Source organism: Bacillus sp. Bwzl_19 (genome assembly GCF_054900515.1).
Window position 1 is genome coordinate 69,702 of sequence record NZ_JBUBKZ010000002.1, and the last position, 16,870, is coordinate 86,571.

Sequence of the window (16,870 nt, forward strand, 5' to 3'; positions counted from 1 at the left end):
TTTTAACTGAACGCAGATGTACTTCCCCATCATTTCCAATGAGATTGACGGCAGGGACTTTTTAAAAATTAAATAGATGTTTTATACGCGTTCATTGCTTGATTTCTCAAAAGCATATTATCTTTCGTAACCATTCCAAGATTGTATGCTTGTTTGATTATAGCCAACACTTGATTATCAGTTTCAGTTACAGCTCGTCCTCCAGTTATTCTGGACTTCCAGTAATCGAACTGGTGATGTAACTCTGAACTGCTTTTAAGGTTTTTATGATCAACCACTTTCCCATTCTCCAGCGCATCTTTAAATTCATCAAAATTAATTGAACATTGCTGATTCGAACTGATTCCTGCACCTTCTGTCGCTAAACTGCAAAACGCTAAAAACTTCGGATCTTTCGTGATATTGTAAGAGTTATTTAGGCCTTCCATCACATTCACCCTCTCTCGAATTTTACAACGTTTGATCGTTACTAAACTAAGCATTTTTCTCCAATTTCGCAATCCATTGGTATTATCGGTAATTTAATTGAAGAATTTAACTTAAATGCAAAAAAACCTGCCTCCGGCAAGGTTTTTTTCGTGTTGAACGAAATAGAAGAGATATGAAAAACAGCCGCCTGGACAAAAAGCTGCTGTGCTCGTTATTCAGCTAAAGATTTCTTCATAAACGCAGGAGGAAAATGGGAGATTATTTCCCCACAAATTCTATTAACTATGTTTTTGGTTTAACCATTCTTTCTTTAGCAGTGCGTATTGGAAAGTGTTTTCATATTTAGGTGTTCCATCCTCGTATTTCGTAAATGAAATAAATTCAAGAAAATAACCTTCTTTACGCATACCTAATCTTTCAGATAATTTTTGTGACTTGTAGTTATCATCTTCAACATATGCATAAAGCCTTCTTGCGTCTTTTTGCATAAAGAGATACTCAAAGAAAGCCTTTGCACTTTCACTGGCGTATCCCATCCCTTCAAATCGAGCATTGAAATTCCAACAAACGGAATAAGTATCAGGCTCTTCTTTTAAATAAAATAGTTCTCCGATCAAATCATTACTGTCTTTTAAACAAACTGCAATATAAGAATCATCTCTGCTTCTTTTTTGAACGGTTAAGGAAGCTTCTTCTATCGTAGAAATTCTGTCATCAAGAAAGCAGTTCACTCTCGGATGTGCCGAATATTCCAAAAGGCCTTGCGAATCTGCCTCGGTAAAATTTCTTAAAATTAAGCGGTGGGTTTCAATTTTTTGCACTTGTTAGTCTCCTATTTTTGAAATGAACATCTTCAACAGGCCTCGCCCGTTTGTTAAAGAACTATCTCAATCTATTTGTACTATACGGTTTTTTAAAACCATCCTCATTTCTTATAATATGGATAATAATCAAATTAAGCCATTAATTAAGCTTATTGAGTAATTTTTCAAACTTATTCACGCTCATAATTTCATGAGTGAGAAATTCTCCATTATAAAACACGCTGAAAGTTGTCCAGATGGCCGGTGATGTTTGCGCCTTTTCTTTTGAGGATAATCGATGGGCCTGAAAATGAAGCCCTTTCTTTTCAGTCAGTTTCTTTAAATCCTCTAACACTCCGACTGCAAATGGGCATTGAGCTGTATAAAATATTGTGATGCCCTCATCATTAACGAAATAACTTTTAACCTGTTTTTTAAATACAGGAGGAGCTGCATGTTCATTCCAGGTCAATGACATTAACTGAAAATAGGGTTCTGCTTCATCTTGCAAAGTAAATCCCATATGCTCGAAGAATTGCTTATCACTTAAATAAGGGAGTTTTTTCTTACCGACTATATGAACGATTCCATCCATACCGCGGGCCTTTGCATCTGCCGCACATTTATCTAGCAAGTGTTTCGCATGGCCGTTATTCTTATATCTCCCCGACACCCAAAGACAATTAATAAACATAAAATTAGGTGCGCTTATCGGAACCCACGCTTTTTCTGCAGGTAAATATTCAATAAAAACTTTTGCCCGTTCGTTTAATCGATAAAATACCAAGCCATCAGCCATTCGATCTTTGAGCCAGCTCTTTTTTTCATTTACCGCCCCCTCATATTGTTTCGCACCTAATGCGCAGCAAATATGATTGTCATCAATATTCTCCTTTTTCAATTCAATGTATTCCATTTTCTCCTCACCTGCTTTCTGGATTCATCACATGATTTCAACTTGTACAATGCAGACTGGGCATGGCGGAATGAGTGAGCATCTATATTAGTAGTTTCGGTCCGTCTTTTTTACCCGGCGATATAAATATAAAACACACTACTTTCGCAGAAATATAGAGTCCCAAAACCAATATATTAGCGCAGCAACAATGCTCATTATGTAATAAATGAAATTCTCGAAAACTCTAACATCAATAGACGGATTGCCAATGCACCAAAACAAGTACACAGCTAAAAAAGCGGCTGCTGTATAAATGAAAAGATGAATCAACCTAAACTTTTCAGGCTTCTTTCTTAGCCATAACTGCACAGGAACAGCAAATAAAAAGTAAGTGATGAACGCGTAAAAAGCAATGATAACTACCGTGATTAATGCAATCGGCACAAAACCTGAGTATACAAACATATACAATCCGAAGATCAAACCATACGAGAAGCTTGAAAAAGCCAATGTGAGAGCATAACATTTGATTTTGCTCCAAGTCGCCATTTTCATTTATTTCACCTGCTTTTTAAACTAAGGTCTCGAATTTACAATTTCTCCCCATTGTTTAAATCAGTATATATTGATCGCTTTAAAAGATCTATGTTTTTTTAGACCTTTCTTGCAGATCAGCAATTCAATCAGTTTAATATCTAAATACCTGTAAATTTTATGGCATGAAAAAAGGTCAAGGTTATACCTTGACTATGATCTTGTAACCTGTAGTAATCCTACATGGTGTCAGCCGCGCTCTTTCAAAAAATCACCCAAGACATTCTTTGAATGGTGAAACGGAACTAACTCTTTCAAGAAAGCCCCGTTATATGACTATTCCAAGTTTTGATCAATAGTTCCTTCAAAATAGTCATCGCTGACTTGTTCATGTGTTTCAGCCAATCCTTTTTCCAATTGCGTTGTTCCCTCATAATCTGATGAATCAAAATATTTTCCAGCGACATTTGTTGTTTCAGTTTCTTTATGATTAGTTTGTGTTTCCGTGTCTGCCTGGTTTGTTTTGGTGTCGCCGGCCGATGATTGCTGCTGAAAATCATAATCCTTATCCAAAGAAGAAAATCTTTTATAGTCGTCCGGTCTGTCTGCTCCATTTTTTTCAGCCATGTTATTCACTCCATATTAAAAAATTTTGTTATTTCATTTGTTTACGGTTTGAACTTTGTTTGGGATCATCCGCTTTAAAAGCTGTTTCGGTCTCATGGTCTTTTTTCAATTGTTCAATACTTGAATTTTGAATTCCTTTTTTGCTCATTGGTTCTCACTCCCTTACCAATAGAATATAGTCTGTTTGTATTGTGTCTATGGAGATCATATTCATGCACTATTCAATGAATTTTTCTAAAAAAGAAGCTTCAGACAAAAAAGGTCAAGGATGTACCTCGACTATGTATCAGGCTCACCAATCTTCATCCGGCTCATCATGTTCGAAACCGTAAAAGCCTTTAATCCATACGTCACCGCATCCGGCTCCTTTTGTGATCTTTAAGTAATGGTTTCTGTTTGCATCACCATTCACCTTGTCAGATGCGCTTAAATGTAAGTGATTACCCGTAAAATTCTTTTCACTAAGAGTAAACTCATACCCTGCCAGCGTGATTCGCTCTGAAGTTTAACATTCAACGTACAGCCTTCTGCATTGAAAATGGTAAACCTGTACCCCAGCTTAGTCGGCCAATACCGCTCATTTGTGTCATCGGCCATAAAAAATCCCGCTTCATTCTCTGTCATTTTAAAGCTGACCTTATGCTTATCTTTTGTTCCTCCTCTTCCAGATTATACAATTTTAACAATCCGATGATACGTACTTCACAAAAAACAATCCCCTTCTAATGAGATGGGGATTTTCTGTCAGCTTTTTCTTGTGTATCTACGTCGGCTCCGTAGGGAATAAACGATTTGGTGCACTTCGCGGCCTCCTTTGAGAGCGTGTCTATACTATGGAAATTCCGTTCATGGAAGACGACAAAAAATCCGTGGGAACTTCCCTGCATGCCGCCTCAATCGATTTTTAGAAACACTTGTCTGCAAATAAATGTAAGGGTTTTCAAAAGGAGGTTATTGTGCTAAATTGTAATCCAAGTATTATTTTTCCAATAAATGAAAGGGGTGTATTTTTTGAAAGCCGTAATAGCGACGAAAGACAAAAATATAGCGATCGTACAAAAAGAATTACGTCCTTTGCGACATGGTGAAGCCAAAGTTAAGATGGAATACTGCGGTGTATGTCATACTGACTTGCATGTTAAAAATGCTGATTTCGGGGATGTGACAGGCGTCACTTTAGGTCATGAAGGAATAGGCATTGTAACCGAGATTGGTGAAGGCGTATCAAGCCTGAAAAAAGGAGACCGCGTCTCTATTGCGTGGATGTTTGAAAGCTGCGGCCGCTGTGAATATTGCTTAACAGGCCGTGAAACCCTGTGCCGTGATGTAAAAAATGCCGGCTATACAGTTGATGGCGCGATGGCTGAAGAAGCAATCGTAGCGGTTGATTATGCAGTGAAAGTGCCTGAACATTTAGATCCGGCAGCAGCAAGCAGCATTACTTGTGCAGGCGTAACAACTTATAAAGCAGTAAAAGTCAGTGAAATTAAGCCTGGTCAATGGATCGGTGTATTTGGAGTCGGCGGTTTGGGCAACTTGGCTGTTCAATATGCAAAGAATGTCTTTAACGCTAAAGTGATTGCTTTCGACATTAGCGATGAAAAGTTGAATTTTGCTAAGAGCTTAGGTGCTGACGCGGTTGTAAACAGTTTAAACGAAGACCCTGTCGAGAAGGCTAAAGAAGTGACCAGCGATTTAGGACTTGATGCTGCGGTCATTACCGCTGTCTCTAAAACCCCTTTCAATCAAGCGATTGATGTTGTAAAAGCAGGAGCGCGAGTAGTTGCTGTCGGTTTACCGGTAGATAAGATGGACTTAGATATTCCCCGTCTTGTGTTAGATGGAATTCAGGTAGTAGGTTCATTAGTAGGTACCAGAGAAGACCTGAAGGAAGCTTTCCGATTCGCTGCAGACGGTAAAGTTGTACCTAAAGTGACAAAGCGCCCGATCGAAGACGTGAATGATATATTTGAAGAAATGGAGCAAGGTAAAGTGACCGGCCGTATGGTTATAGATTTTACTTGTTAATATATAAGATTTCTAATCATTGTAGCTGCCGGGAATAAGCCGGCAGCTTTTGGTTCTATTCTTGCTCATTGCCCCATCTTGACTGAAAGAGACTTGCCAATTTAAAAAAGAAGTTTTAAGAGCCGCTTGACGGTTATTAATTTGCAATGACTATCTGGCCTCATCCTGATACCAATATAAAGAAAGGTCATTCATTGCCAAAGCGTAACTTTGTTGTCTTAACATAGTTGTTATGTTACCTCGATGATAAGTACCGTGATTCGCAACATGGAATAAAATTTCTGAGTAAGCAGTTTCTCTGGAACCTAACCAAGGATTCTTCAAATTTATTTTTTGTTCGAAATCTGTTTGGCTATTAATCCATTCTTCAAACTGTGAAGCCAGTTCTTCATAAGACTTAGTAAATTCTTCTGCAGAATATAAATGAGACCTTTCTGCATAAGCCATAGAAGGTTCTAATGCTTCCTGCATGTCTATTCCTTTAAGTACTTGCAGCCACATAACATCCGCCGCGTAGATGTGACTAAACGTTTGTGCAATTGTAGGATATGAACTGCGAACCTCTTCGTAAAGAACGCCGCTTGGTAATTCCTTCATTCTTTCTAATAGCGCCTTATTCGCCCAAACATGGTACTGATACATATTTTGCATGTTTATAAACTTTCATTATTTTTTCGGCTTCAGCGATTAATTTTGATTGCAGCTGCGCCGGTTCTGCTATAAGTTTGGCTTCAGAACATGGGGGTGAAATCATCTTCATGCTTTGAACCAGTCTGCTCCAGTATATTATGACATTTTTTTGTCTACCTTAAAATTTCCTTATTTCCTTATACTGAAAAAGGAGGGATTTTTTTATAAATATTGTATATATATAACTGTATCATATTCACTATTAAGAGGAGGAATACTAATGAAAAAGAAAATTATTGCCGGTGCTCTTGCTTTTGGATTAATTCCACTGATGGGGACTGCAGATGTATCTGCAAAAGCCTTGCCAAATCAAGATAAAGTCATGAAACCTGCTGGCTGGTCATGTGACGCTCCGTATATTGCTTGTCAGCCTTTTTCTGGTGGTACTGGTAAGGTTTCATTCAACTATCAGGGCAGCTCTCCGGGGAAAATCAGAGTTTTTGTTGCGAATGACGGCAGCAAATCTTTCAAATTCACAATTTATTATCCTAATGGGAATACACTCTTATCCACTACGACACTGAATGCAGGGAAAACTTTTATTCAAGAATTTAGTGTTAACCAAAAAGGAGAATACCTCCTGAAATATGATAGCGGCACTGGTGATAGTGTCGATGGTTTCTTTAGATCTGTTGAGATTTAAATTTTTTAGGAAGAACATTTCAGCGCATAACGGCTGAGGAGAGCCGACCTGCTGATTGTCGGCCGATGTCCCGTATAGTTTTTGTGTTTATAAAAAACAGGGTGTTTGATAACAGACGTTGTATGAAGCAGCTCCCGTTTCGTATTGAATAATTGGGATGAATCCTCAAGGTGAAGTGCGGCCGGCTGACCGCATTCATTAAGCATTTCAATGATATGCTGTCTCATTGAACCGGAAAGGCCGGCCGCTTTTTTTGTCTCATATGCTATCGTCTCAAGAGAGCCACCGCTTTTTAAAAGATGCGCCGCTGCTTTGTAAGCCCGCTGCATCTGAGAAAAACCGGGTGTGATTCCGGAAATGGCAATCACTGCACGGGGGTTGATATATTCATTTGTGGGGGGAATAAAACATGTCCAGATCTCCGTCCTTGGCTAAATGGAAATTCGCAGTCAGCAAATCCGCCTTTGTAAATCCTCCCGAAAACGAAGGTGATTTAAGCTTCTGCAAATAAAGCGAAAGCCGCTCACGGCCGCATATCATGTTACGCCTCCTTGAATCCGTCAGTTCCTTATAGTGTCATCAAAAACGGCGGATGACATCCAGGCTCATATATCGCTTTTTCCGGCATTCCAGAGCATTTTCAGGACGTGGGGCGTTCCTTTGACTTCGGCAGCCGTTGTTTGCATGGCTGTTTTTTTAGTGAGAAAGTCTTCCTGCAGTTCTTTCTGCTTTTGCGATAACAGCTGGGTTTCTGTTTTGATTTCTTCAACGGACGTCTGCATGGACGCTGCCGTCCCGTTGATCTTCTTTATATCCGGCTTTGTGTTTCTTTTAAAACGCACGGCGGATACGGCTAAATAAATCAATGCGGCAGCTGCTACGGCAGCACTGATATACAAGATGATGATCATCTCTTTTTCACTCCTTTTTCTCTGTTGATACCCTTTATGGAGAGTGTTGAATCGTTTTATTTGCTAATTGTTTTTTTTCTGCTTATAATGTGAAATCGTACATAAGGACATTCAGAAAGGGTGAAAGACATGGAAAGCTTACAGAACAAAACGGCTCTTATCACGGGCGCAGGCAGAGGAATCGGACGCGCCGCCGCTATCGCTTTAGCCAAAGAAGGAGTCAATATCGGTTTAATCGGCCGCACTGAAGCAAATGTCGAAAAGGTTGCAGAAGAAGTGAAAGCCCTTGGTGTAAAGGCATCCTTCGCTGCTGCCGATGTGAAAAAACAAAACGAGGTTGAACAAGCCGTCTCCTCTATTAAAGAAGAACTTGGTGAGATTGATATTCTTATTAACAATGCAGGAATCAGCAAATTCGGCGGATTTTTGGATCTCACGCCTGAAGAGTGGGAAGACATCATTCAAGTCAATGTAATGGGTGTATACCATGTGACACGCGCTGTTCTTCCTGAAATGATTGAGAGAAAATCAGGAGATATCATTAATATTTCTTCTACGGCAGGCCAAAGAGGCGCCGCGGCGACAAGCGCATACAGCGCTTCAAAATTTGCCGTTCTCGGCCTGACTGAATCTCTCATGCAGGAAGTCAGAAAACACAACATCCGTGTCAGCGCAATGACTCCGAGCACGGTTGCCAGCGACATGTCTATTGAATTAAATCTGACAGACGGCAATCCGGAAAAAGTTATGCAGCCTGAGGACCTTGCAGAATATATGGTGGCTCAATTGAAATTACATCCGCGCATTTTTATCAAAACTGCCGGTTTGTGGTCAACAAATCCTTAAACAAAAGGGGACCTGTCTTCATGACGGGTCTTTTTTTGTTACCGCAAACCGAATGAACAGACAAAAGAAGTGAAAAAGGAACCGAGATCAGTTATAATTAAACTAAATAAACTATGTACCAAATGTTCATTAAATTTATTTTCCCCGCTTCCAAAAAAACAAATAAACATGAGTCAAACTGTTCGCGCAATAAAAGGAAAAACGGGATATAAAGAGAATATTTAGTACATGGAATAATTTGTTAGAGGGAAGGGCGTGCACATATTGAAAGAAGAAAAAAGAAGTTCAACCGGTTTTTTAGTGAAACAAAGGGCTTTTTTAAAGCTTTACATGATTACGATGACAGAGCAGGAACGGCTTTACGGACTGAAGCTTCTTGAGGTGCTGCGCTCTGAATTTAAACCCATCGGTTTTAAGCCGAATCATACCGAGGTGTACCGTTCACTCCATGAACTTTTGGATGACGGGATTTTAAAGCAGGTAAAAGTCAAAAAAGAAGGAGCCAAACTCCAGGAAGTCGTTCTCTATCAATTTAAAGACTATGAAGCTGCGAAGCTTTATAAAAAGCAGCTGAAAGTTGAGCTCGACCGCTGCAAAAAGCTGATAGAAAAAGCCATTTCCGATAATTTTTAAATCCGTCCGGAACACATCGGCCTCCCGGGCTCAAACGGTGTGTTCTGTGTTTCATTATACATAATGACAGGCAGGGGACAATACATTTAATAAAACCTCAAACTTGACATCGAGTCCTGACATGGTAACATAAAAAACGTGTGAAAAATACGAACAAAATACGAACAAGGGAGATGTTACCGATCTTTGATCAAAAGAAAATTGCTTTTATCGGAGCAGGATCAATGGCTGAAGGAATGATATCAGGCATGGTCCGAGCAAAAAAAATTCCCAACCAAAATATCTGCGTGACAAACCGCCGCAATACAGAGCGTCTCGCTGAATTGGAACATCAATACGGAATTCAAGGCGTGCCTTTTGACAGCATGAAAACCGAAGACATTGATGTTTTTATTTTAGCCATGAAACCGAAGGATGCTGCAATCGCTCTGACGACGCTGAAACGGCGTATTCAACCCCATCAAATCATTCTGTCTGTCCTGGCAGGCATAACGACCTCATTTATACAACAATCATTACATGATCGCCAGCCTGTTGTCAGAGTCATGCCGAACACATCCAGCATGATCGGCGAATCGGCAACAGCTGCGGCTTTCGGAGACCATGTCTCTCACAGTGCAGCAAAAACCGCGGTATCCCTTCTGGAATGTCTCGGAGAAGTGTATGTGATCAAGGAAGAACAGATGGACATTTTCACAGGCATCGCAGGCAGCGGTCCGGCGTACTTTTATTATTTAATGGAGTTTATCGAAAAAGCAGGTGAAGATGCAGGATTAGATAAACGGCTGTCCCGCAAAATCGGCGCGCAAACGTTATTAGGCGCAGCTAAAATGCTGATGGAGACGGGAGAAAAGCCGGATGTGCTGCGGGAAAACATTACCTCTCCAAACGGCACGACGGCAGCCGGCCTCGATGCGCTCAGGTCAGAAGGCGGCGGGGAAGCAATCGCCAAAGCCATTAAACACGCAACCGAACGTTCTATTGAGATCAGTAAAACATTTGAAAAAACAGCAGCACTATAAAAGACAATAACAGGAGTGATACAGTGACGTCTCGGACAGAGATCAAAAGAGTCGCGGTGAAAATCGGCAGCAGCTCACTGACGAGCCTGCACGGAGAAATCAGCAGAAGAAAACTGGAAACTTTGGTGGATCAAATCGCACAGCTGAAAGACAGAGGCTATGAAGTGATTTTAGTATCTTCCGGGGCGGTGGCGGCAGGTTATCGAAAACTCGGATTTATTCAGAAACCGGAAAGCCTCCCTGAGAAACAGGCTTCTGCTTCCATCGGGCAGGGATTATTAATGGAGGCCTATTCAAAGCTGTTTTTAGCGCACGGTTATGTCGCGTCACAAATTTTAATTACAAGAAGCGACTTTTCCGATGAATACCGCTACCACAATGTCCGCAATACGATGAACGTCCTTTTGGAACGAGGCATTATTCCGATTATTAATGAAAATGACACCGTCACAGTCAACCGGCTGAAATTCGGTGATAACGATACACTCGCAGCAAAGGTGGCAGGTTTAATTGATGCCGACATGCTTGTGATTTTATCAGACATTGACGGATTATATAATGATAATCCGCGCAGCAACCCGAAAGCGCAAAGAATCCGGCATGTAAGTGACATCACCCCGGAAATAGAAGCAAGCGCGGGAGATGCCGGAAGTGAGATGGGAACCGGCGGAATGCGCTCAAAACTGGATGCTTTTAAAATTGTGATGGCCTCCGGTATTAAAGGCTTTCTCGGGCAGGCTAACGCTCCGGACATACTGCTGGAGGCGGTAGAAGAGGCGGCTGAAGGAACTTATTTTGAAGCGGAAGGAACCCTGCCGTTAAGCCACAAAGAACAATGGCTTGCATTTAATTCCGGCCCCGAGGGCGAAATTGTAATGGAAAAGGAAAGCAGCCGCGATGTAGCGAACGGAAATGTGGCGCTGTCACCGCAGGACATTGAACAGATTAAGGGCAAATTCAGCAGCGGGGCGGTTGTCAGACTGCTTGATCAGCAGGGAGAAGAGCTCGGGCTCGGCATCGTCAATTATTCCTCGGCCCAGCTGATGACATTTAAAGAAACGCCGCACAAACAGACCGAGCAATCGGTTATTGATCCAGAAGCGTTTGTCTGCCACGTTGAACTGTCCATCCCGATCGGCTGACAAAATTCAATATAAACATAAAAAAGCCCGAGGCTTCGTTTTGAAGCCCGGGTTTTATTGATATTGTTCAAGTTTGGAGAAAAATTGAATGACAAAATGATAGAAATCATTCGCAGATGGAGCCAGTTCTCTGTTTTTTGGTCTAATAATGCCTACGGTGCGCTTCACTTGAGGAAATTCAATGGGAATTTTGACCGTGAACCGAGGTGTGATTTCTGCAAAAGTGCTTTCAGGTAATAGAGTAACTCCCATCCCGGCGGAGACTAATCCTTTAATGGCATCTAAATCCTCGCCCTCCGTTGATACTAGCGGCGCAAAGCCGGCTTGTCTGCAAGCGTCAATTGCCATGTTGCGGAGAATAAATCCTTCAGGAAATAAAACAAATTGGTCACCGCGCAGATCAATTAAATGGATATTTTTCTGTTTTGCAAGCGGATGATGCAGCGGAACAAGCGCGTAAATCTTTTCCGTGAATAAGATATTGCCTGTTATGTCGGGAAATTCCGTCGGAACGGGGCCGAGCAGCGCCGCATCTATATCCCTGTTTCTTACGGCTTCAATTAAAAACTTATAAGATCCTTGGCGGAGCAAAAACTCGACATTCGGGTATTCCTCTTTAAATGCCGAAATCACCGTCGGTAATAGCTGGCTCGCAAGGCTCGTCGGAAATCCTATTTTGACGGTTCCGCGATTCGGGTCAAGGTATTCATCGATTTGTTCCTTCGCGTAATCAATTGCTTTCATTGCCGTTTTAACATGTTCTAAAAATTGTTTGCCGATCGGCGTTAATTTAATATTTCTGCCTTCCCGTTCAAATAAAGTGACCCTCAGCTCTTCTTCAAGATTTGCAATCTGCCTGCTGATGGCGGATTGTGCGACATGCAGATGATCAGCCGCTTCTGACACATGTTCCCGTTCTGCTACCTCCATAAAATACCGAAGCTGGCGTAATTCCATTGCGTCCACACCCATCTATCTCATTTTGAGATGTATTTGATCTAAATTATATATTGTTTATATTGTTTTGAAAACTTACAATTAATTTAAAGTTGTCAGATTTTATGACCGATAATTAACGGAAACTGATCGGGGGAGAGGAATTATGACTTACAATCAAATGCCGAAAGCACAAGGTCTCTACCGTCCGGAATTTGAGCATGATGCATGCGGAATCGGCTTGTATGCCCATTTAAAAGGGAAACCTTCACATGACATTGTCAAAAAAGGACTGCAGATGCTTTGCCAGCTGGATCACAGAGGAGGGCAGGGCAGTGACCCGAATACGGGTGACGGCGCCGGCCTGATGGTTCAGATCCCTGATGCTTTTTTTAAGACAGAGTGCGGAGAAATGAAGCTGCCGGAAAAAGGCCGTTACGGGGTAGGAATGGTCTTTTTCTCGCAAAATGAAGAAGAAAGAAAAAAGATAGAAAAACAGGTGAATACATTCATTGAGCAGGAAGGACAGACCGTGCTCGGCTGGAGAACCGTCCCTGTTAATGTCGGAAAAATCGGAACAGTGGCACAAAGTACTTGCCCGTATGTTCGCCAAGTATTCATCGGTGCCGCAAACGATTTGCAGGACAGCCTAGCTTTTGAACGCAAACTGTATGTCATCCGGAAACAGGCGGAAAATTGGGGCATTCAAGAACAGCTTGATTTTTACTTCGCAAGCCTGTCAAGCCAGACTATTGTTTATAAGGGTTTGTTAACGCCTGAGCAGGTTGACGCGTTTTATTTGGATTTGCAGGATGAGACATTCGTATCTGCATTTTCACTCGTGCATTCACGGTTCAGCACGAATACCTTTCCTACCTGGGAACGGGCCCATCCGAACCGCTATCTGATCCATAACGGAGAAATCAATACGCTCCGTGGCAATATCAATTGGATGAGAGCGAGAGAGCAGCAATTCGTTTCAGAAAGCTTCGGAGACGATCTTCATAAAGTGCTGCCGATTTTAAATGCCGAGGGCAGTGACTCATCCATCCTTGATAACGCGTTTGAATTTTTCGTGATGGCAGGGCGGAAACCGGCACATACGGCAATGATGCTGATTCCGGAACCATGGACGGAAAACACTCACATGTCTAAAGCGAAACGGGCTTTTTATGAATATCACAGCTCTTTAATGGAGCCGTGGGACGGACCGACCGCCATTTCATTTACGGACGGAAAACAAATCGGCGCCATCCTTGACCGTAACGGCCTGCGCCCGGCGCGTTACTATGTGACAAAAGATGACCATATTATTTTCTCATCTGAGGTCGGTGTTATTGAAGTGGAGCAGGAGAACATTCTTCATAAAAAACGCCTGGAACCTGGGAAAATGCTCCTTATTGACTTAGAGGAAGGCCGGATTATTTCAGATGAAGAAGTGAAAACAGAAATCGCCAATGAATTCCCGTATCAAAAATGGCTTGAAGAAGAATTGGTTCAAGTGAATCCTGATCCGGAAATTCGGGAAGAGGAACAATTTGATGATCTTCTCGTCCGTCAAAAGGCGTTTGGCTATACGTATGAAGATATTCAGAAATATTTAATTCCTATTATTAAAGAAGGCAAGGACCCGCTCGGCTCCATGGGAAATGACGCGCCGCTCGCCGTTTTATCCGACCGCGCCCAATCACTGTTTCATTACTTTAAACAGCTGTTTGCGCAAGTCACAAACCCGCCGATTGACGCGATCCGCGAGCAGCTTGTGACGTCTACGGTAACCTGGCTGGGAGCTGAAGGCGATCTGCTGCATCCGAATGAAAGAAATGCACGCCGCATAAAACTGTACACTCCTGTATTATCAAATGAACAGTTTAATGCGCTGAAAACACTTGTGCATCCAGATATTAAGAGCCAGAACATCCGCACGCTGTTTTCCGATGATCTTGAGAAAGGCCTGAAGGATTTGTTTCAACAGGCGGAAAAAGCGATCAAGCAAGGTGTATCTCTGTTAATTTTATCTGACAGAGCAATGAGTAAAGAATTGTACCCGATTCCTCCGCTTTTGGCTGTCAGTGCGCTGCATCAGCATTTGATCCGCCAAGGCCTGCGTACAAAAGCAAGCATTATCGTTGAATCAGGCGAAGCGCGTGAAGTTCATCACTTTGCGGCTCTCATCGGATATGGGGCCGATGCTGTCAACCCGTATTTGACTTACGCTACGTATAAGCAGGAAATCGATGAAGGCCGGCTTGACATTCCGTATGAAGAAGCAGTCAGCAAATACGGAAAGAGTGTGACAGAAGGCGTCGTTAAAGTGATGTCAAAAATGGGGATTTCAACTGTGCAAAGTTACAGAGGCGCGCAAATTTTTGAAGCGGTCGGCATTGGTGAAGATGTGATCGCCAAATACTTTACAGGGACTGCATCCCAGCTTGGCGGAATCGATATCGAAACTATCGCGCAAGAAGCTAAACAGCGTCATCAAGCGGCATATAAGGATGATTACAGCCAAACGCTTGAGCCGGGAAGTGAATTCCAATGGCGAAACGGAGGAGAGCATCACGCTTTCAATCCGAAAACCATCCATACTCTGCAATGGGCGTGCCGCAAGAATGATTACAGCCTGTTTAAGCAGTATTCTCATGTAGCGGATGAAGAACGAATCGGATTTTTACGCAATCTGTTCGCCTTCCAAGAAGACCGCAAACCTTTGAAATTAGAAGAAGTTGAATCAGCTGCGTCCATCGTGAAACGTTTTAAAACAGGGGCGATGTCATTCGGTTCATTAAGCAAGGAAGCCCACGAGGCTTTGGCGATAGCGATGAACCGGCTTGGCGGAAAAAGCAACAGCGGAGAAGGCGGCGAAGACCCGAAACGTTTTGCTCCGGATGAAAATGGTGACGACAGAAGAAGTGCGATTAAACAGATCGCATCCGGCCGTTTCGGGGTAAAGAGCCATTATCTCGTCAATGCGGATGAATTGCAGATCAAAATGGCGCAAGGAGCGAAGCCGGGAGAAGGCGGCCAGCTTCCGGGCAACAAAGTATATCCTTGGGTCGCGGATGTCCGCGGTTCTACACCTGGTGTCGGGCTGATTTCACCGCCTCCTCACCATGACATTTATTCAATTGAAGATCTGGCGCAGCTGATTCATGATTTGAAAAATGCCAATCGAAACGCGCGAATCAGTGTCAAGCTCGTATCAAAGGCCGGCGTCGGCACTATTGCAGCCGGTGTGGCAAAAGGCACCGCAGATGTCATTGTCATCAGCGGATACGATGGCGGAACGGGTGCTTCCCCGAAAACGAGTATTAAACATACCGGTCTCCCGTGGGAGCTGGGTCTTGCAGAAGCTCATCAAACGCTGATGCTGAACGGTTTACGGGATCGCGTGGTATTGGAAACGGACGGTAAGCTGATGACAGGGCGTGATGTCGTGATGGCCGCCTTGCTAGGAGCGGAGGAATTCGGCTTTGCGACAGCGCCGCTCGTCGTTCTCGGCTGCGTCATGATGCGCGCCTGCCATTTAGATACATGTCCTGTAGGGGTCGCGACGCAAAATCCGGAGCTTCGGAAAAAATTCATGGGCGATCCTGACCATATCGTAAACTACATGCTGTTTGTCGCGGAAGAAGTGCGTGAATATATGGCGCAGTTAGGGTTTAAAACGCTTGATGAAATGATCGGCCGTACTGACGTTCTTCGTGTCAGTGAACGTACAAAAGCGCATTGGAAAGCGGGGCAGCTTGATTTATCCACGCTGCTGTATCAGCCTGAAGGCATTCGCACTTTCCGCACGGCGCAAAACCATAAAATCGACCAGTCGCTTGATATGACGGATATTCTTCCGGCAGTGCAGGCTGCAATTGAAGCCGGTCAGGAAGCGGAAGCTGACATCAAGATCAATAATACAAATCGCGTAGCCGGAACCGTGACGGGAAGCGAAATTTCTAAACGCTACGGAGCGGAAGGACTGCCGGATGATACGATCAGACTTCATTTCACAGGGTCAGCAGGCCAGAGTTTCGGGGCATTTGTCCCTAAAGGGATGACGCTTCATTTGAATGGCGATTCAAATGACTACGTAGGAAAAGGGCTGTCAGGCGGAAAAATTATCGTAAAAGCACCTGATGCCTTCAATTGTGAAACACATGATAACGTTATTATCGGGAACGTCGCCTTTTACGGGGCAACAAGCGGAGAAGCTTACATTAACGGGCGTGCCGGTGAACGTTTTGCAGTCCGCAACAGCGGTGTCAATGTCGTTGTTGAAGGCATCGGGGACCACGGCTGTGAATACATGACAGGCGGCCGGGTTGTCGTCCTCGGTGAGGTCGGCAAAAACTTCGGAGCGGGGATGTCAGGCGGTATCGCATACGTCCTCTGTGATGATGCCAAGGCATTTAAACGCAAATGCAATACAGAAATGATTTCATTTGAAAAACTGACGGATGAGACGGAGATCAAAGAAGTGAAAGAGATGGTGAAACGGCATTCGGCGCTGACAAACAGCAAAAAAGCAGCAGGTCTCCTGGACAATTGGGAAGAAGCCGTACAAACCTTTATCAAAGTCATTCCGAAAAACTATAAACAAATGCTCCTCAGCATCGAAGAACAAAAAGCGGCGGGTTTATCAGAAGAAGACGCAATTATGTATGCTTTTGAAGCCAATACAAAGGCTCAGCAAACGCCGGCCAAAGATCAAAAACAAGCGGTAGTGCAGTAAGA

The 16,870-nt window shown here is 43.0% G+C and carries 16 protein-coding genes and 1 pseudogene; 7 read left to right on the forward strand and 10 right to left on the reverse strand.

Features of this window, described 5'->3' with window-relative positions; translation table 11 throughout:
* Nucleotides 1-68: 68 nt before the first annotated feature.
* The 6 genes from ACW5MY_RS19905 to ACW5MY_RS19930 form a co-directional block, all read right to left on the reverse strand.
* Nucleotides 69-428 (reverse strand): hypothetical protein, encoded by a 360-nt coding sequence (locus ACW5MY_RS19905; protein WP_014470358.1) that lies wholly within the window; start codon nt 426-428, stop codon nt 69-71.
* A 279-nt stretch (nt 429-707) separates the two neighbouring features.
* Nucleotides 708-1,250, reverse strand: coding sequence for a GNAT family N-acetyltransferase (locus tag ACW5MY_RS19910; protein ID WP_013352398.1), 543 nt, complete (start codon nt 1,248-1,250; stop codon nt 708-710).
* Between the two features lie 142 nt (nt 1,251-1,392).
* The gene (locus tag ACW5MY_RS19915) at nt 1,393-2,148 is read right to left on the reverse strand and encodes an N-acetyltransferase (RefSeq protein ID WP_013352397.1); all 756 of its coding nucleotides are present in this window, start codon (nt 2,146-2,148) and stop codon (nt 1,393-1,395) included.
* A 138-nt stretch (nt 2,149-2,286) separates the two neighbouring features.
* Nucleotides 2,287-2,685, reverse strand: coding sequence for a UPF0715 family protein (locus ACW5MY_RS19920; RefSeq protein WP_013352396.1), 399 nt, complete (start codon nt 2,683-2,685; stop codon nt 2,287-2,289).
* Nucleotides 2,686-3,000: 315 nt separating this feature from the next.
* A complete protein-coding gene (locus ACW5MY_RS19925; protein WP_013352395.1) occupies nt 3,001-3,291 on the reverse strand; it encodes a YozQ family protein in 291 nt (96 codons plus the stop codon).
* Between the two features lie 28 nt (nt 3,292-3,319).
* A complete protein-coding gene (locus ACW5MY_RS19930) occupies nt 3,320-3,439 on the reverse strand; it encodes a hypothetical protein (RefSeq protein WP_014470359.1) in 120 nt (39 codons plus the stop codon).
* Between the two features lie 863 nt (nt 3,440-4,302).
* Here ACW5MY_RS19930 and adhP point away from each other — a divergent pair.
* On the forward strand, nt 4,303-5,319 hold the full coding sequence (adhP, locus tag ACW5MY_RS19935) for an alcohol dehydrogenase AdhP (RefSeq protein WP_013352392.1): 1,017 nt from the start codon (nt 4,303-4,305) through the stop codon (nt 5,317-5,319).
* Nucleotides 5,320-5,469: 150 nt separating this feature from the next.
* Here adhP and ACW5MY_RS19940 read toward each other — a convergent pair whose 3' ends face one another.
* Nucleotides 5,470-5,970 (reverse strand): DinB family protein, encoded by a 501-nt coding sequence (locus tag ACW5MY_RS19940; RefSeq protein WP_462061939.1) that lies wholly within the window; start codon nt 5,968-5,970, stop codon nt 5,470-5,472.
* A gap of 259 nt (nt 5,971-6,229) precedes the next feature.
* Here ACW5MY_RS19940 and ACW5MY_RS19945 point away from each other — a divergent pair, with 259 nt between their 5' ends.
* On the forward strand, nt 6,230-6,652 hold the full coding sequence (locus ACW5MY_RS19945) for a hypothetical protein (protein WP_013352390.1): 423 nt from the start codon (nt 6,230-6,232) through the stop codon (nt 6,650-6,652).
* A gap of 14 nt (nt 6,653-6,666) precedes the next feature.
* On the opposite strand, the pseudogene ACW5MY_RS19950 reads toward ACW5MY_RS19945, so the two are convergent.
* Nucleotides 6,667-7,192 (reverse strand): annotated as a pseudogene (locus ACW5MY_RS19950) (hypothetical protein); the annotation flags it as partial.
* A 65-nt stretch (nt 7,193-7,257) separates the two neighbouring features.
* Nucleotides 7,258-7,563, reverse strand: coding sequence for a DUF948 domain-containing protein (locus ACW5MY_RS19955; protein ID WP_013352493.1), 306 nt, complete (start codon nt 7,561-7,563; stop codon nt 7,258-7,260).
* Between the two features lie 129 nt (nt 7,564-7,692).
* On the opposite strand from ACW5MY_RS19955, the gene ACW5MY_RS19960 reads away from it, so the two are divergent.
* The 4 genes from ACW5MY_RS19960 (at nt 7,693) to proB (ending at nt 11,206) form a co-directional block, all read left to right on the forward strand.
* Entirely contained in the window at nt 7,693-8,409 is a 717-nt protein-coding gene (locus tag ACW5MY_RS19960) for a 3-ketoacyl-ACP reductase (protein WP_013352492.1), read from the forward strand.
* 264 nt (nt 8,410-8,673) lie between these two features.
* Nucleotides 8,674-9,042, forward strand: coding sequence for a replication termination protein (gene rtp / locus ACW5MY_RS19965; protein ID WP_014470319.1), 369 nt, complete (start codon nt 8,674-8,676; stop codon nt 9,040-9,042).
* Nucleotides 9,043-9,215: 173 nt separating this feature from the next.
* Entirely contained in the window at nt 9,216-10,064 is an 849-nt protein-coding gene (gene proC, locus ACW5MY_RS19970; RefSeq protein WP_013352490.1) for a pyrroline-5-carboxylate reductase, read from the forward strand.
* Nucleotides 10,065-10,087: 23 nt separating this feature from the next.
* Nucleotides 10,088-11,206: a glutamate 5-kinase gene (gene proB, locus ACW5MY_RS19975; protein ID WP_013352489.1), complete on the forward strand. Its 1,119-nt coding sequence runs from the start codon at nt 10,088-10,090 to the stop codon at nt 11,204-11,206.
* A gap of 54 nt (nt 11,207-11,260) precedes the next feature.
* Here proB and ACW5MY_RS19980 read toward each other — a convergent pair whose 3' ends face one another.
* Entirely contained in the window at nt 11,261-12,163 is a 903-nt protein-coding gene (locus ACW5MY_RS19980; RefSeq protein ID WP_013352488.1) for a LysR family transcriptional regulator, read from the reverse strand.
* Between the two features lie 145 nt (nt 12,164-12,308).
* Here ACW5MY_RS19980 and gltB point away from each other — a divergent pair, with 145 nt between their 5' ends.
* Entirely contained in the window at nt 12,309-16,868 is a 4,560-nt protein-coding gene (gltB, locus tag ACW5MY_RS19985; RefSeq protein ID WP_014471884.1) for a glutamate synthase large subunit, read from the forward strand.
* Nucleotides 16,869-16,870 lie beyond the last annotated feature (2 nt).

Excerpts from the sequence above, each read along its gene's own strand:
- ACW5MY_RS19940 (WP_462061939.1), bottom strand. The coding sequence starts at position 5,970 with ATGCAAAATATGTATCAGTACCATGTTTGGGCGAATAAGGCGCTATTA.
- gltB (WP_014471884.1), top strand. The coding sequence starts at position 12,309 with ATGACTTACAATCAAATGCCGAAAGCACAAGGTCTCTACCGTCCGGAA.
- ACW5MY_RS19915 (WP_013352397.1), bottom strand. The coding sequence starts at position 2,148 with ATGGAATACATTGAATTGAAAAAGGAGAATATTGATGACAATCATATT.
- ACW5MY_RS19905 (WP_014470358.1), bottom strand. The coding sequence starts at position 428 with ATGGAAGGCCTAAATAACTCTTACAATATCACGAAAGATCCGAAGTTT.
- proC (WP_013352490.1), top strand. The coding sequence starts at position 9,216 with ATGTTACCGATCTTTGATCAAAAGAAAATTGCTTTTATCGGAGCAGGA.
- ACW5MY_RS19960 (WP_013352492.1), top strand. The coding sequence starts at position 7,693 with ATGGAAAGCTTACAGAACAAAACGGCTCTTATCACGGGCGCAGGCAGA.
- ACW5MY_RS19920 (WP_013352396.1), bottom strand. The coding sequence starts at position 2,685 with ATGAAAATGGCGACTTGGAGCAAAATCAAATGTTATGCTCTCACATTG.
- ACW5MY_RS19925 (WP_013352395.1), bottom strand. The coding sequence starts at position 3,291 with ATGGCTGAAAAAAATGGAGCAGACAGACCGGACGACTATAAAAGATTT.
- ACW5MY_RS19955 (WP_013352493.1), bottom strand. The coding sequence starts at position 7,563 with ATGATCATCATCTTGTATATCAGTGCTGCCGTAGCAGCTGCCGCATTG.
- ACW5MY_RS19930 (WP_014470359.1), bottom strand. The coding sequence starts at position 3,439 with ATGAGCAAAAAAGGAATTCAAAATTCAAGTATTGAACAATTGAAAAAA.
- ACW5MY_RS19980 (WP_013352488.1), bottom strand. The coding sequence starts at position 12,163 with ATGGAATTACGCCAGCTTCGGTATTTTATGGAGGTAGCAGAACGGGAA.
- ACW5MY_RS19945 (WP_013352390.1), top strand. The coding sequence starts at position 6,230 with ATGAAAAAGAAAATTATTGCCGGTGCTCTTGCTTTTGGATTAATTCCA.